The organism is Ancylomarina sp. YFZ004, assembly GCF_054254355.1.
Window position 1 is genome coordinate 135543 of sequence record NZ_JBTCHQ010000009.1, and the last position, 17967, is coordinate 153509.

8 protein-coding genes are annotated in these 17967 nt (G+C 36.5%); 1 reads left to right on the plus strand and 7 read right to left on the minus strand.

All coding sequences use genetic code 11. From position 1 onward, the window contains the following. Nucleotides 1-9: 9 nt before the first annotated feature. The 6 genes from ACXR6G_RS14505 to ACXR6G_RS14530 form a co-directional block, all read right to left on the minus strand. Complete coding sequence (locus ACXR6G_RS14505) at nucleotides 10-4758, minus strand: efflux RND transporter permease subunit (RefSeq protein ID WP_458362158.1); 4749 nt, start codon at nucleotides 4756-4758, stop codon at nucleotides 10-12. Nucleotides 4759-4803: 45 nt separating this feature from the next. Then, nucleotides 4804-7923, minus strand: coding sequence for an efflux RND transporter permease subunit (locus ACXR6G_RS14510; protein WP_458362159.1), 3120 nt, complete (start codon nucleotides 7921-7923; stop codon nucleotides 4804-4806). Between the two features lie 69 nt (nucleotides 7924-7992). Next, nucleotides 7993-9042: an efflux RND transporter periplasmic adaptor subunit gene (locus ACXR6G_RS14515; RefSeq protein ID WP_458362160.1), complete on the minus strand. Its 1050-nt coding sequence runs from the start codon at nucleotides 9040-9042 to the stop codon at nucleotides 7993-7995. Nucleotides 9043-9083: 41 nt separating this feature from the next. Then, nucleotides 9084-10556 (minus strand): TolC family protein, encoded by a 1473-nt coding sequence (locus ACXR6G_RS14520; protein WP_458362161.1) that lies wholly within the window; start codon nucleotides 10554-10556, stop codon nucleotides 9084-9086. A gap of 52 nt (nucleotides 10557-10608) precedes the next feature. Then, nucleotides 10609-13956, minus strand: a complete 3348-nt coding sequence (locus tag ACXR6G_RS14525; protein WP_458362162.1) for a golvesin C-terminal-like domain-containing protein — start codon at nucleotides 13954-13956, stop codon at nucleotides 10609-10611. A gap of 11 nt (nucleotides 13957-13967) precedes the next feature. Further along, nucleotides 13968-14852, minus strand: coding sequence for an ABC transporter ATP-binding protein (locus ACXR6G_RS14530; RefSeq protein ID WP_458362163.1), 885 nt, complete (start codon nucleotides 14850-14852; stop codon nucleotides 13968-13970). A gap of 382 nt (nucleotides 14853-15234) precedes the next feature. Between ACXR6G_RS14530 and ACXR6G_RS14535 the strand changes: the two genes are divergently transcribed. Further along, complete coding sequence (locus ACXR6G_RS14535) at nucleotides 15235-15747, plus strand: hypothetical protein (protein WP_458362164.1); 513 nt, start codon at nucleotides 15235-15237, stop codon at nucleotides 15745-15747. A gap of 113 nt (nucleotides 15748-15860) precedes the next feature. On the opposite strand, the gene ACXR6G_RS14540 is transcribed toward ACXR6G_RS14535, so the two are convergent. Beyond that, a complete protein-coding gene (locus ACXR6G_RS14540) occupies nucleotides 15861-17966 on the minus strand; it encodes a hypothetical protein (protein WP_458362165.1) in 2106 nt (701 codons plus the stop codon). Nucleotide 17967 lies beyond the last annotated feature (1 nt).

The following is a 17967-nucleotide window of genomic DNA, read 5'->3' on the forward strand; positions in this document are numbered from 1 at the left end:
CTTTTCTTTCTACACTTCATCCTTCAGCTTGATGAGCGGAGTCGAAGCATCCTTTTCATTCAACAGACAGAGGTAAGCATCTTCCAGATTGGCTTTTGTGTTTATGGCTCCATACCCTGGATTTTCATCAGACAGACAACGAACTCGTATTTGATCCCCATCTCTCATATGATGAATAATGACATGATCGGCTTTTAGCTGTTCAAATTCCTCAATTGAAACGCTAAGCATCCAAACTTTTTCATTGGCAATACTGGCCATGTGCACTGGCTCTCCCAAATACTTGAGTTCACCCTTTTTCACAACCCCAACTCGATTACACGAGCTAGCCACATCTTCGATGATATGGGTAGAGAAAATCACAATTCTATCCCGACTTAATTCAACCAGAAGGTTTCTAAATCGGATTCTTTCACGAGGATCAAGTCCAGCTGTTGGTTCATCAACCACTAAAATTCTTGGTAAGTGAAGCAAAATTTGAGCGATTCCTATTCGCTGTTTCATACCGCCGGAGAAAGAACCAATTTTATCATCTTTCTGATCGAGCATATGCACAGCACTCAATACATATTCAATGCGCTCATGTCTTTCCTTATTATTTTTTAATTTCTTGATGATACCCATATAATTTAGGAAATCCCAAGCACTCATATTTTCGTACATGCCAAATTCCTGTGGGAGGTAACCAATCAAACCCTGTAGCTCTTCACGTTTCTCACGTACATCAATTCCATTAATAGTGATTTGACCATAACTCTGTTCGAGGATACCGCAAATAATTCGCATGAGCGTTGATTTACCAGCTCCATTGGGGCCTAACAAACCAAACATGCCATTTTCGATTTTCAGCGATACGCCTTTAAGCGCCTTGAAAGGCACTTTCTTTTTGCCGATAATTGGTATGATTTGAACAAAGCGATAGAAGTTGCGTCTAATAGCTCCAAAGCTTCCTTTTATTCGGTTGATATTGATCTTCTCACGATATAATTTGTCCGATGATAGTTTGATAACTAAGGCTAAATACCAAACAATACCAACAGGAATCAAGAGACCAATCAGATCGTATTGCTGATAAGCAAAGTTGAGTACAAAGAGTGGGAAGAACCAAAAAGCAGCTTTCTGGATAGTATAAATCAAATACTGAGCCCATTTTCGTTTAGCCTCCTTTTTCAGATGATCCCGATAAGCCAGAATTGGCTGCATAAAGCTCAGTAAGATGATCTGGAGAAGTATGGATAGCATCAAAATCCACATTTGAATTTGGAGATGATAGAAAATGAAGAAGACCATAAAAGCGACAAGAGGGATTTGCCAAATTAAGGCTATAAAATTGTTTAAGGATTCGTAGGCTAATTTTAAGCCAAGGCGTTCTCTAATTTTAAGTCCAGACTTCCATTCGCGAGTAAATCTGTTATCCCATTCATAAATTTTAACCAGATTTCTGATTTCAATATGTAAAGGTTCGTCGGGAGCAATAAGTTCTTCGTTGGCCTTCCGTAAACTAGCCGATATAAAATAGATGCAAGCCGGCACAGACAGCAATAATACCAGAAAATCAATAATCTGCCATATTTTACTATCAACTTCAGCAAAGATGAAATAGCTTCCTAATATCCATAGGGCAAATTGAATGCTTTTCACCCATGTTTTCTGACTACGTAACCATTTGAGACTCGTTTGTAAACCCGCATATACGGTTGGAATAAAGACCAAGGTAAGAACAGTGCTTAAGCTTAAACCACCAATAACGGTGATAGCAAAAGGAACACCAATGTCAGTTACATACTCACCCCTTCCAAGTGCCAATGGTATTAAGGCAATAATGGTTGTAATAGCTGTAATAAGGATGGGGCGAATTCGAGCTAATCCTGCCATAATGAGAGCACGAGATTGTCGATACCCCCGTTTTTGAAGCACATTGGAATAGTCAATCATGATAATGCCATTGTTGACCACAATACCCAAAAGGATAATAAAGCCCATAAAAACATTAGGGTTCATAAGCGGTGTTCCTGTTAAAATAAGGGCTATCAATGATCCGATGGCTGCCATAGGAATAGAGAACATCATGACAATAGGCATGGTAAAGGATTCGAATACGGATGCCAGAATCATAAAAATTAGAATAAAAGCCATCAAAAACAGAAAGCCAAATTCTTCCAATTGATTTTCTTCGTGTATCACTTCAAGGGCGATGCCTGAAGGGAGATTTAAACGCTCCACTAGCTCGTCTATTTCGACTCTTGCTGCTGTTAAGAGATCTTTATCGTCATTAACTTCATCGATAAATTGATATTCTACCTCTAGCTGTTTCTCTTGATTGGTTCTTTTAATACTTGACAAACCATCGGTGAAATTGAGATTACTAATATTTTGTAATTCAAATTCGGCACCTTGATTTCCTCTTACTCTAAGTTGTCTCAGGTCTTTGGCATCACGGGTTTCTTTTGTTGTTTCTCCCAGTGTTTTTATGATGATATCGTATTCATCGCTGCCATGTTTGAACTTAACACCACTGGAAAATTCCTTTTGAAATGAATTCAATTCTGACAAAACTGAATTGACAGGAATATCGTAGATAGCCATTATTTGCTTATCCAATTCCAGAAGCATTTCAGGACGTTTGTTGGGTATTTTAATCGAAACGTTCTTGATAGATGAGAGTTGTTCCACATAATATTGAAGATCATCTGAGAGATCTAGCATCTTATCGTAATCTTGTCCTTTAATAACGAGTTTTTCTTTTTGTGTACCCAGACCAAATAAACTCATTAATGAGTTGCCCCCATCAAAATCACCACCACCGCTACCAAAGCGTCTGCCTTTCGCTGGTGGTTCCCAACTGAAGGTCGCTCTCGGTATTTCGCGGACACGTTCCAGTATGTTTTTTTTGATTCCAGGAACGCTTAGGTTTTGTTTTTCACGATAGTCGTCAACTAAAGAGATGGTTAGAATAGCTTCCTCTTCGTAAACCTGACTGGTAACATCCTTCTTCTCTTCAAGGGATTCAATATTTTTTTCTACTTCTCGAATAACGAGATCTGTGTTGTTAAGAGTTGTTCCTCCGGGAAGCGTGACATAAAGCGTGAGTTCTTTCGTTTCGGCTTCATTTTTCGTCATGAAACTCAACCCCACACTGATTAGGAGGGTGATAAAGAATAAACCAAGTGCGCCTAGTATGGTTCTTCCAGGAAATCGCATGCATGACTTTAATATAACCAAATACACCTGAACGAGTCGGTTATGATAGGAGATGTTCTCAAAATTTACAGCGGGAATATTCCCCTTACGTTTCAAGAACGAATGGGTTATCATGGGTATTAAAAGCAGGGCTACAACCAATGAAACCAGAAGTGTTGAAATGATGGAAACACCGATGTGTTTTCCCATTAGCTTAATCAGAAAGTTTGTTGAGAACAAAAAGGGCAAAAACACCATAATGGTTGTTAGTGTAGCTGCAAATATGGAACGCCAAACTTCTTTGGTTCCCTGAATAACCGCTGTATCTGGATCAACTTTTTTAGCTGCCAGTCTATAGATATTTTCGAGGACGACAATACTATTGTCGAGCAGCATACCTATGGCAAGAGCCATACCCAGTAGTGTTAGTGTATTGATGCTAATATCGTAGGCATAGAAAAAATTAAAGGCCGTATAAACGGATATAGGAATGGCCAAGGCAACAGCGACAACCAATCGTATGTTTTTTAAGAATATCCAAAGAATAAAAATGGCCAGTATCCCACCAACAAGAGCCAACTCGATAATTAAATCGATATTGGTTTTCATGGTTTCGGCAGAATTGGATTGGACGACTATGCTAACCTCTTTGCTTTCTAGTTCTTGATTAAGCTCCTCAATTTTTTCAATTACTGTGTCGGCCAAATCAATAATATTTGATTGAGCATCGCGTGTTATTTGTATCGTTACGGCTTCTTTTCCATTAACACGAGAGTATGAACTTTCTTCCTTGACGCCAAAGCGAATATCAGCAATATCTTTAAGTTTGATTTTGCCTTGTTCCTTGACGACCAATTCATGAATATCTGTGATATCAGTAAATTCTGAAACCACATTCACAAAGTGCATTCTGTTTTTTTCAATAACTTTTCCCGCAAAATCTCTTCTATTGTTATTTTGGCTAAGAGCAGAACGAACGTCTGAGGGACTAATGCCATAGCTTTTGCAGACATCATCGCGGAGCTGTATTTCAATCGATTTTTCACGACCGCCAAAAATGGCCGTATTAGCAACTCCATCTATATTGCTGATCTTATCGATTATTTCGTTTTCAGTAATTTGTCTAACTCTATCAACACCTCCACTACCGCGAACTTGTAAGTTCATGAACATATTGGTGAGTTGCTCCATATCAACCTTCACAACCTGAATCATAAATTCTTTAGGAAGATTTTTCTTGGCTTGTTCTACTTTCTCAGTTAATTTAAGGTAAGCGTACTTGGTGTTTGTTCCTTGTTCGAAAGAAATTTCAATCCAACCTCTTTGTTGTCCAGCCGTAGATGAAATTTTTTCAACACCTTCAAGACTTCCCACAATCCCTTCGAGAGGAATAATGGCTTGGCTTTCCATATAGCGAGGATCTACTTCCTGACTTGTACCAACCTGTACAAATAGCAAGGGGAACTGTGTATTTGGAAGCAATTCAACCGGAAGTTGCTTGTAGGAGAAAAAACCCAACATGCTAAGCCCGATAAAGAGCATTGCGATTAAAACCTTTCGTTTTATAATGAAATTCATTTCTGTTCAGATTTTAGTATCAGGCTTCGATTAACTTCTTTGGTATTACTCAGTATCTACTGACTTTGAAAAATGACTCTGTACTCTATCGAATACATAGTAAACACATGGTATTACCACTAATGTTAGTAATGTTGAGGTAATCAAACCTGCAATTACGGCTATGGCCATTGGGGCTCGTAAGGCGGCACTTTCACCAAAACCGATGGTAAGCGGCAGTAAGGCCAAAATGGTTGTAATACTGGTCATGACAATAGGTCTAATTCTATTCTCACCAGCCATTACTATCGAATCGATTAAGCTCTGTCCTTGTCGCTTAAACTGGTTAATGGCATCAACCAGAATAATGGAGTCATTTACCGCAATTCCACCCAGCATAATAATACCGATATAAGCCATGATATTCATTGGAATTCCCAGAAGGAAAAAGGCCCAAACGGCACCAACTCCAGCCAATGGAATGGTTAGTAGAATGGTGAATGGATGAATTAGTGATTCAAACTGAGAAGCCATAACCATATAGACTAAAATGACAGAAAGAATCAGAGCAAAACTTAAGTTTGAAAGGGCTTCCTGCCTTTTCTGCTCTTCACCAATAAGGCTTATCTGATAGCCTTGTGGTAATTCTAAGCCTGCTAGTTTAGCGTTAACTTTATCTATAACCTGATCAAAAGCCTCTGAACCTTGAATATCGGCACTAATTTTACCAATACGAGTCTGGTTTCGTCTTAGCATTTGCTTGGGCGATGAGGATTGTTTGATATTGGCGACTTCGTATAGTGGTATTTCAGCATCACCGCTTTTAATCAGTATCGTATTAAGCTCCGACAGACTTATATCAGGCAGTTGGATACGGATATCATTCATCTCACCACCTTGTTCGAATTTACCAGCATCCTTACCCATTAAAAGATCCTTAAGTTGGCTGGTAATAGCTTGTGTGCTTAGATTAAATAGTCCAGCCTTATAGCGATCTATGACAACATCAACTTCGGGTGCTCCCTCTTCAATATTGGTTTTTACATTCGTTAAATCAGGTATTTGAATTAATCGTTCCTTAACTTGATTTGAAAGGCGTTCCAAGACCTCCATATTTTTTCCTTTTATCTCTACTTCTATAGGTGCACTCTCAGTTCCGATGGTCGATTGCAAAGCTGTTTCGTCACGAATAATCGTAATTTGAGCATTGGGAATGTCGGAGATTAGTACACCAACATGATTTAGAATCTCTTCAGAGTGATCTAGAAATTCACTTCTCAATCGAACTTTGATATTGGCGGTATTTTCGTTCTGAAAAACAGATTTGCTTGTTGATGAACTGGAGCCAGGCCCCACCTGAGTGTAAATAGTTTCGAATTGCTTACCCATAGATTGACGGAGCATGGATTCAATTGCTTCAACTGTTTTGGCTGTTCTTTCAAGTTGCGTACCTTCTTTTAATTCAATATCGAGACTAAATTCACCCGTCCCACTTTTAGGGAGGTATTCGTTTCCAACATAGGGCATAATGAGACCGGTAATCACAATGATGACAGTTGCACCAGCAATAACCAAGGCTCTTTTATCGAGTAATTTCTTTAGTAATTTGCCATACCAGGCAATTTTCACTGATTTGAATTTGATATTTTTCCCTTTTCCTTTGTAAGCAAAATTGAATAGCATCGGAATCATCAGAATGGCAACAAAAAGAGAGGCAATTAGTGAAAAAGCAACCGTCCATGCCTGATCTTTAAATAAGGCACCCGAGGCGCCGTGCATATAAACGATAGGTAGAAAAACAACAATGGTCGTTAGTGTTGAAGCGACAATGGCTCCTCCTACTTCTGAGGTTCCCTCTATGGCGGCTTCTTTTACCGAGAGACCCAATTCCATTTTTCGGAATATATTTTCGATCACCACAATGGCATTATCAACCAGCATACCAGCTCCCAGCGCCAAGCCTCCCAAAGTCATGATGTTTAGACTGAGGCCATTAAAATACATTAGGTTAAATGTGGCAATAATAGAAACGGGAATCGCAAAACTCACGATAGCTGTTACTTTTACGCGACGTAGAAAAACGAAAAGAACAAAAATAGCGATGAGGACACCTAGTAATGCTGTTTCTTGAACTTCATCAATGGCCTTTTGAATAAACTGGCCCTGATTTTGAACAGTAATAAACTGGTAGCCGGGTAAGGCTTTTTTGATGGTGAGCATCGTCTTTTCAAAATCCTCCACAGCCTGAACGGTATTCGAGCCAGTCTCTTTATAAATGGATAATCCGACACATCGTACACCATTAATTCGCACAATGTTTTGAGCTTTTTTAGCTACAAAACTTACTTTAGCCACATCCTTCAAAAGAATAGGGACTTTGCCTTTTACAAGTGGCTGCTTTTGATTGTTTGATGGCTGTGAAGCTCCTGTTGGCGCTTCTTGTTTAGTACCTACAATAACATTCTCAATTTCATGAATATTTCGAATTAAACCAGCACCCTTGATGATATACTTTGTGCCCATTTCCACAATACTTCCGCCGGATACATTTTGATTGAGGCTTTGTATTTTTTGTGCAATCTGATCGATTGTAATTTGGTGAGCATCCAGTATGTATTGGTTGGTTTCTATACGAACTTCCTTTTCCTGAGCACCAGTTAGTTCAACTTCGGCGATACCTTTCAAACGAATCAGTTCATTACGAATATAGTTTTCACCTACTTTTCGTAATTCATTCATATCCTGTATTTCAGGATGAAGCATGCCTACTATTAGAATTGGAGAGGCATTGGGATCGTGTTGTGTGATCGTAAATTCATCTATCTCGGAATTCTGGCTGAACGAAGAAAGGGCCTTCTGTAAATCTAGGAAGGCTTCGTCCATATCGTTACCCCAGGTGTATTCAACGGTAAGTCTTGCCGATCCGACCATACAAACGGATGAAACCTGACTGACACCTTTTTGTCGAATAGTTTGCGCTTCGATACTTTCAATGAATTGTTTTTCGATCTCTTCGGGTGGACGCTCACCTGCCTTAATTTCCACAAAAATGCGAGGTGCATTCATTTCTGGAAACAGATCAACGTTTAATTTACCAAGCGAGACGTAACCTAAAAGTAATATCGCCATTACAATCATGGATACTGTCACTGGGTAGTTGACCGAAAACTGTGTTATTTTCTTCATTTTGTAAGCCTTTATAATCGTTTTTATGCTATTTTGAATTGAGAACGAAGGGGTTTCAAAATATCAAACCTATTTTATAATTTTAATCTTTGAGTTGTTTCTTAATGTTTCAAATCCTTTCACAACCAAACGATCTTTTTCTTCTAATCCTGAGATGATTTGTACTTCTTTAGGATTTTCCAATCCAAATTGGATCTGTCTCTCTTCGGCTAATCCTTTATTCACCACAAAAACAATATTCCCATTCTGTTTGTTCAAGATTATATCCTTAGAAATAACAATAGCTTTATCGGCTTTAGCAACTACAATTTCCCCTTTTGCAAACATGCCAGGACGCAATAGTAATTTTGAGTTATTGATATTGATAATGGCTTTGAACGATCTTGTTTCAGAGTTGATGGCAGGAGATAATTGAGCTAAAACACCACTTAGCGTATCTCCAGGAATTGTGTAATTGACAATCTTTACTTTTTGTCCTTTTTTAACCAATGTCATATTCTTCTCAGCGAGATTAATCTCCATATGTAGCTTACTATAATCCATAATACCAATTAGTGGAGAGCCCGCATCAATTTTAGTATTCTGGGTGTAATAGTTCAGACTAGTAATCGTACCCGAAAAAGGCGATTTAACTTTTAGCTTAGCTAAACGAAACAAAGCATCTTCGTATGAGTACTTGGCGTTAATCGATTCAATTTCTGCTTTTTTTACATCCGAGAGGGTCACACCACCTTTTTTATACAAAGATTGTTGCTTTTCAAAACCTTGTTGGGAGATTTGTAAATTCAATTCTTGAGATTTTATTTTGATATTATTCTCGTACTCTTTGTCTTCCAACACAATAATTTCAGTGCCGACCTTAACGTAATCACCCAAAGCATATTTTTTTCCCGTCTTAGGATTTACCTGGAGGTGATATTTTCCAGCAAGCTCACTTTTTAATGAGACTGTTTTAATCGGATTTACTGTTCCTGTTGTACTAATGAATTTTTCGATACTTTGGATAGCAACTTCTTTCACTGATACTTGTACTGCAATATCCTTATTTAGGTCAGTTGCTGTATCGTTACAGGCTGAAAATAACGTGATACTTAGGATTAAGATGGCGATTCGTTTCATTGTTATGGTGTTTATATGGTGTATCATGATTGGCATTATTCTTAGTTTTTAAGCAAATTATCTTGCAATTCCTGAGGGACAAAAGACCTGTTGTGTTCAAAATCCCATAGGGACTGAATTTTAAGATTTAGCAACTCTAACTTGTAGTTGATTAGAGAATTGGCAAGGCTCATTTTCTTTTCAGAAAGCTGATTTTGGAAGCGTTCCAAATCCATACTAGTTAAATCGCCATTTTTGTAGCGTTCCAGATTAATATCGTATGTGAGTTCAGCATTTTTTTGGTTCTGTTCAGCAATCTCAATTTGTTGTATTAAATTCTTTAGGTTTCTGTAGATTTTTCGAATGTTGATTGTAATATCATTCTTCAAGCTGTTCATATCGATTTCGCGACTGTCTATTTCCAATTCTGCAGCTCTAATACGAGCTTTTCTCTCTCCCCAATCAAAAATGGGAATTGAAAATGTTACCCCAACTCTCGGACTTTTAGTAGGTCTATCGTAAACTTTTCTCCATTCTTCATTGTTTCCCATTAATCCAACTGATAGACTAACATTACCATTGAAAGCATTTTGTTCAGTCGTTTCTATTAAGTCAAATCGGGCATTATTTAAATCGATTTGTCTTTGGGTTAATTCTAACCTTTGGCTTAAACCGTTTTGAATGGCTTTCTCAAGATTAACAATCACTGGAATATATTTGATGTCGGTACTAACAGCAACTTCTTCGTATAATGAGATTCCTAAGAGCAACTTGAATTCGTCTTTTGCATTTTCAAGGTCAACTCGTTTATTGTCAAGGTTAGATTGACTGGTGGCGTAATTCAATTCTGCCTGATAAAGTTCTTCCTTAGCCGATAAACCACCTTCAACCTTACTGTCGATAATCTCCTTACTCACTTTTTGATTCTCAAATTCCTCTTTAGCAATTTTAAGAGCCATTTGTTTTTGGTAGATCGAATAAAACGCTTGATTCACTTGCCTTTCCATATTTAGCATTTGGATGGAATAGGATAGGGTGGCATTTTCTAAATTCAATTCGTTACGAGTTAAATCCATCTTCGTTTTATTGAATTTGAAAAGAGGCTGATCGTATTGGATGTATAGTGAGTTGTTGTATCCCGCATAATTTGAGCTACTTGCTTCAGAGAAATTATCTTGATAACCAAATTCATCGCTTAGAGATAAACGGCCATCAGATAATTTAATGGGTTGTGAAACGGTGAATGTTCCTTTAGACCCCTTATTTTCGGATGTATTCCAAGTCGAAAAATATTCATTATATGACTCAGTCTTTTCATAAGTTATGGGTGTAATATCAAGTGTGAATCGAGATTTCAATGAAGCCAATTGAGCATTTAATCGCTCCTTGTTTTGCTCCATGTTAATCTTTGATTTCATAATATCAGGACTGTTTGAAAAGGCTATTAAAAGAGCTTCATCCAGTGTAATTTCTTTTTGAGCTTGAGAGCCTAAGGAGCTTAGTAATATTACTCCGGCACATATGAATATCTTCATTAAATCAAGCTTTTGTTTCGTTCTGATCATGCCTTATATAGTTTCTGGTTATTTACTTGTTTTCAACCCATTTAATTGCATCTGCAAAGAGAAATGCACCTCGGGATTTGTTGTTTAACTCAACTTTTGAAGTTTCTGGTGTAATGAAATAGGTTCCTAAATAATTCCATCCATTTTCCAGTTCCTGATCACTTTTGTTAATCTCTTCAGCCCCCGATTCGTGATGGATTTTGAAATTATAATCTGTTTTTTTACGTTGCCTTCTTCGACTCCATCCTTCTACTTTTTCGATATGGCAAAAGACATCGTAGTAGGCAGGTTTTTTAAGTTCTGCTTTCCACGAGGCTGAGCGATCACCTTGTCCGGATTTTGTGAAGAATGCCGAACGAACATATTTGCCAAAAAATCCAGAACGCAAGACATTCTTCCATTCGTTTGGCGGGTTCCATGTGCGTAAACGTGAGTATTCATGAGTTGAAACTCGTTTATCATCTAACCATTGTTTCAAATAACTCTTGTTGGATACCTGCACATACTCAAAGCCCTTATCTTCGTTGTCAACAACAAATTCGTTATCGGCAAGAATACCGTCAAATGCCTCACATTCCCTTACTTCGTTGAAGAAGCCAGTCTTTTTTGTTTCAGAAAAAGTACTGAAATCGTAAACCAGACTGTTGGGTAAATTTTCCGATATGTGAGTTGAGATATTCATTCTACTGGGTTGAGTAGAAAAAACAAAACCAACCTCACGAGCTGAATTTGCAGGTACAAAAATGGTTTTAGAGAATGCCGGTTTCTCATCGCCTTGATTTCTACGATTTCGTCTGCTATTTTGATTTTTTAGCTCAATGCTTACCGATACCATACCATCAGAAGATTCAGGGTTTGATATTTTGTATCGAATTTGATACTTAATATGATCGCCTTCCTTTACTTTATAGGTTTGTAAATCTTTGATTAAGAAGCCAGGTAGCTTATTCGTTTTGTACCAGTTTTTCACATCTTCTTCAATCGATTTACCACAGTTCTTGCTTAAGAAGCCATCAAAATCTTCAAAACTGAATTTTTGATGCTTGTTCTTTTCGATATAAGATTTAAGTAAGCCGTTAAATTTTTCATCGCCGTAGCGAGCCTTTAGTAATGAAAAAAGATGTATGCCTTTGGCTTTTAGAATATCATTCAGATAGATTTGTTCATCATCATTATTTGAAGGTTTTAAACCTGCTTTTACGATTTCCTGAAGAGATGATTTTTTTAATTCCAGATTAATGCGCTCTTCTTTGCTTATACCATCGAATCGCCAACGAGAATAAGATTGCGATGGCACATTCTGTTCTTTCAGGTAAACACCTAAAGCTGTATTTAAAGCTGGATAATCAGTCGAGCTTAATTGTGTTGAATAGCCATAGTAGTTTGGGAATGGTGAATACGTATTTCGGTCAACACTTTCGAATTGATACCATTCTGTTGATGGAGGCATAAAATTACCACGCACAAATCGTTTGAATATTCGTGATTGTAGTTCTTCATCAGAGACTTCTTCATTATCACGTTTCATTCGTCTTTCGAATCGTTTTTTTCTCTTTTTGAAATCAGTTTCCTCCATCAAAACCCCTTTTTCAGGATAAAAAATGATTTCGGGCTGCACAGCATCACTACTGATTGACCAAATATGTTTATCAAGTGCGAATTGAATAGGTACTTCGGCTAAAGCGAATCGCTTAAATGGGTATTCTAAGTTTATCTTGCTTTCATATTCAGTTTTTAACTCACGAATTAATGCTGGTAAATTTCCTTGTATCGAATCAAAATGTTGAAGGAAAAATTGATTTCCTCTAATGGAATAAATTGAATATTCGATGGAATCTACAGTTGTACTATATTGTTGGTAATCTCCAATTAACAAACTTATTTTTGGAAGAGCAGTTTCAGGTTTAAATTCAAAAATACTATCTGAAACGATTGTGAGCTTTCCTTGTGATACAGGAGTCAGCTTATTTTTTGTATGAACTGTTAAAGAATAATTAGTGAAATCTGGCGAATGCAAAGCTGGGTTGAGAGATGCAAAACCCACTCCTGAAGTCGGGTACCAAAGGGCTTCATTAGTTAGACAAACAAAGTTGTTCTGTAGATAAGAGAATCTCTTTCTTATTCTGAACATGACTGCACTGAAATTATCTTCTACGAGTTCGGGGTTTAGATCGAGAAAGTGAGTTCTTTCATCAACTGATCCTTCGTAACTAATAACCAATTCTACATATTTTGCCTTATTCAATTTGTCAGAAAGAGCGATTTTGAGCAAGTGAATTTCTCTTTTAAATTCTAGCTTTTTATTGTTTTCTGTAATAGAAGTAATTTTCAAAGAAGGATTTAAGCTAAAGAGTAGCGTATCTAATTCTGAATTTGATGAATTATAAAGCTTTAGTTTACTTACTGCTGATATTTTTTCTCCTAAGTGATTTAAATCGATATGGCAATCTCTAATTTCAGCTTTAGGATATGATAGGTATTTGTTATTTAAGCTTATCATTTTATGCCTAAACTCATCATTATCAACTTTTATATCGATGTATTTCCAAATTAACCCACCACCACATAGAAATGCTAGTAGAGCCAAATAGATTGGCAAATTCACCAAACGTTTGGATTGTGGTAAGCGATTTAATTTTGAGATTGTAAAGAAGATGAAGCCTATCCCTAAGAAGAAGTAGATTCCTCGGTGGATGATGACTTCAGTTAGATTCCCGAAGCCACCAATGGTAGAATTCATCATTGGCACTTGATAGGCGATATAATCGAATATGTGATAGAACTTCGTATTTAAATAAAAAATAGTGAGTGCGATATACCCCAGAAGGATGATAAATGTGATGGCTTGATTTTTCAATATTGTCATAAAAAAGAAAGCCAAACCAAGTATGAAAACCAAGGTTGGTATTGAAATCAAAAGGGGATAATATAACAGTTGCAGTACACTTTGAGAAGACTCATTACTTAAAAAAGAAAAGCCAATTCCCATCAATAAAATCAAGACATTGAGAATGATAAAAACGATGATTATCCCAAAAGATTTTCCAAGAATATACTCACTATTGGTCATCGATCGGGCATAGATCACCTCAACCGAGTCGTTTTTACTATCCTGTTTTAAAAATTCGGAGGCTAGAAATATAGCTACAATTGCTTGTCCTAAATTCAGGATAATTAGGTTGGCATAAGGGATCGCAGCTGGTAAGGCTCTAAAAATCCATGGCGCATCACTTCCTTCTACAAAAGCAGCAATATTAAAAATACTTATCGATAAGATGGATATACCTGCAAAGATTCTGAAAAACCAGGACCGAAGTAGGGTTTTGGTTTCAAATTTAGCTACTGTGCGTATTGTGTGAATAGAGATCATATTGATAGTTGCTAAATGAGGTGTGAGGTTTTTTCCATGAAATAGACATAGGCATGCTCAAGATTTGGCTCTATCTCTATGGCATTATTGAGTTGACTCCCATCTCCAATAAGTTGAACGTCCCAGCCTTCTTGAGTAGGTATGGTTGAAACTACGGCGTATTTATCTTTGATTAAATCATATTCGTAGCCAGATGTGCTGACTTGCCAAACATGACCTCTAGCCTTTTCGATTAAAGCTTCGGGTGTCCCTTTAAAAGCCAGCTCTCCATTATTTAATAGGGCTAGGTTATTACAGACGCTGGATATATCACCTACGATGTGTGTCGACAAAATAATTGTTACATCTTGTTGACTGATTTCAGATAATATGTTTCGAAATCGAATTCTTTCTTCAGGATCAAGACCCGTTGTGGGTTCATCTACCACAATTAGTTTAGGATCGCTTATCAATGTTTGAGCAATTCCTAATCGACGTTTCATACCACCAGAAAGCTTGTTAGCATCTCGTTCTCGAACATCGAATAGTCCGACCTTTTCAAGCCATTCATCAACCTTATTTCGTCTCACTTGTTTACTCCTTATGCCAGCTAAAGACGCTGCATAATCAAGGAATTCCCAGGTTTTTAGTTTTGAAAAGAATCGAAAATCCTGAGGTAGATAGCCCAGAATGCTTCTAATTTCTCTACGATCTTTATGCAGATCAAATGAATCGAAACTTGCAGTCCCTGTTGAGGGTTCCATTAGGGTAACAAGTATCCTCATGAGGCTTGATTTCCCCGCTCCATTGGGGCCAAGTAAGCCAAACATACCACTACCAATTTCCAGATTAATATTATCGAGAGCTTTTTTTCCGTTAGGATAAACTTTGCTAAGTTCATTAATGTTAATCTGCATCTAGAAGCTTGTTTTAATTCAAGTTAATGATATTCGGATACGATGACACAAGGAAGGCTTGGTATCATAATTATATGTTGAAACCCTATCAAATATACAACTTATGCTAAATAAATAGTCTTGGGTGATTCAATTTTAGACGAAGTAGCTTGTTTACCCGATCTATACAAGACATGAGACAAGAAATAGGAAGAATAGGTTACAATTATTATGACATTTCTTCATTTTTTCAGATGACATTTATGGAGTATACCTTCAGGTAATAGTGATTTGCCTTTTTTAGATGAGTACGGAACTTCTCTGACTAATAAACTCTTTTTGACCTTACTATTTTGATGCTACTCTCCTGTATTCTTTGTAAATTAAGAAAAAGCTATGCGGTATGACACGGATCAAATCACCTGTTGATATTACTAGATTATTGAATTCTTCTGATCCCCATGAAAGGGAGTTGGGCTATCAGTCTTTTCTCGGCCGGACTCATTGGTTAAAGGGAAATTCACCTGAAGACTTGTGTCGTATGGCTTGTACTCAGTTGCAATTGAATCCAGGGCATATTTTTGTAAATCCTACTAAAGTTTACGCCACATCTATTCTTTGGGCCAGTCAAACCCGACTGGAGGCTGATAAGCTCTCGATGGTTGAGGCTGCTTACCGTTTTATTCATGATCAAGGGTCAGATTTTCCTCCAATAGTAGTTTGGAACTTCTATCAATCGAGTCGAATAAAACTGGTGATTCATGATGGACATCACCGTGCCTTTTTCTTCAATAACTTAAATCATAGAATAAAAGCAGTCGTGCTCGAACCCATTTCTAATTATGCAGAAACAGAGTCTCGTTTTACATTGGCCTTCCAAATTCGAAAATTGGCGATTGACCTGCCAATATACTGACTTGACTTATTGAAAAAACCTGTTTCAAACCTATATATTTAAGTAGGTCTAGGAAACTAAAAAGCTCAATAATTCAAATTATTGAGCTTTTTATCTTTGATTGGATTTTATTTTTATTCAACCAGTATACTTTGTTTTATAACGATAGGTTCTCCCTTTTCAGAAATACCCTCAACTGTTAATTCGTATTCTCCTTTTACATCACTACTTGTAAATTCTAAATTAAAATTCTTTTCTTTTGTTAGATTAATACTGGGTTCCCAAAGTAGATCTGTTCTGAAATCAGCATGATTTCTTTGTTGATATTCACTTGTGTTTAAAAATTCAACTCCGTGAGTAAACAAGGGTAAATAGTAGCGTTCCGTATTTTTTGGTAATTCTGATAATTGACAATCCTGTTTTTTTGAGATCACATTTATGATTCCATATAAGTGTGATGAACCATAATAATATTCACAAGGAACGACCTCTATTTTGTCAATTTCTTTTGAGTTTATATTCAGAATTTTGGACGCGTCAGACAAGATGAGTCCATCGAACATGAGTAGGGGATCTCGTTTAAAAACACGCACAATATCTGGACTAAAAACATACATATGAGGTTTTTTCTTTTTGTATTTAATCTTAACCGTAGATATAAATTCATGGAAATATTCTTCTAATGAATCCAATTGGATGTAGTCATCAATTTTAATAAAGTGCTTAGCCTTTCCATAAAAATTGGCTTGCCCTCTATATATGCAGGTATCCTTTGTTTCATGGAATGTTTCTTGCTTGTAAATATTACGAATTCTGAAATTTTCAAATTGATCTTTGATAAAGTCTAATTGATCTACTTTTAATTCTTGGTTATTCCACGGCATAGGAGCAAAACCTTCGGAATTAAATTTGTCTTTTAATTTGATAGCCAGATCTAATTCATTTCTGCCTTTAACTTGTATTGAAATATCATGAAGCCCTTTCTTTAATGGAAGATTAAAGTAAAACTTACCTTGATCATTTGTACAAAATGTACTGATGTCAGCATAGCCCCCAATTTTTGAGAGAAAAATATTTTCATTACTAAATGCTTGTTTTGTCTTTCTCATTTTCACCGTACCTTCTATCACGTATGACTCGTCTTCTGGATATCGATAAGCATTAACTGAGTATGTATTTGAGTTTTTTAACCAAACTGTTTCTAGACCCTTTTCAGCTATCCAACTTTGTTTCCCGAATTTCTTTATTTGTTTAAAGTAGGGAAGCATGTTTGCTCCAAAATCTGAATATAAATTCATATAATCGATAATATTTACCGATGATGTATTGGGTTCTTTGAGTTTTATACTTGCTGATAAGAATAAGCTATCGTCTTGATGGGATAGTTCTTCTAAATGAAGATTAATTTTTATTTTTTGTCTCTGCTTCGTTGTTATTCTTGGTTTTTCAATAAATCGACCTCGATGTGATTTTGTAAAATGTATTACAGCAGTTTTAATAATCTTCCCATCTTTATTTTTTACACAAATGTTGTAATTGGTTGATTTTAGATCCTTTATTCTTATAAGATGCTCCCATTTTTTTTGACTAAATTGAAATTCTTTATCTAAAACAGTTCCTTCTCTAGATAAAAGTTGGAATCTATGAGAGCCATCAATTACAGAATCATTTTTTGTTATTGAAACTCTTAGAATTCGATTAAGATCTTCAATTTTCGTGTGAATCGAAATGCTCCCTTGTTTAGATTCTGAGGGAGTTTGCTTGTTGTTTTTAAGGTTTTTGAATGAAATATCTAGTTTCTTAGAAATCGGACTTTGACTATCATCAATATTCTGATTATTGAAGATAAAAAGAGGACTGACGTTTATGAAGTCTGGAGAATTCGTTTTCATCCAATGCGTGTATGCATTAATGGCGTAATTACCTGTAGGGAGTTGAGATGAAATTACAAATCCACCTTCTCCCATTCCATGTTCCAGAATAATATCAGTTTGCTCTACTGGGAATCCATTTTCACCAATTAATTCAACGTAAGCTACTTTACTGGTTTTTGACAGTTTCTGATTTTTTGCATTGATACAATAGAGTTTAAAATGAACAGCTTCCCCTGCGATATAAATCTTTTTTTGTAGATGCACATGCATCTGTTCAGTAGGTAGTTCTTGAGAAAAACCATTTAGAATTGAAGTCAGACTCACTACTAGAATAAGGCTTATGTACTTAAATATTTGATTTTTCATA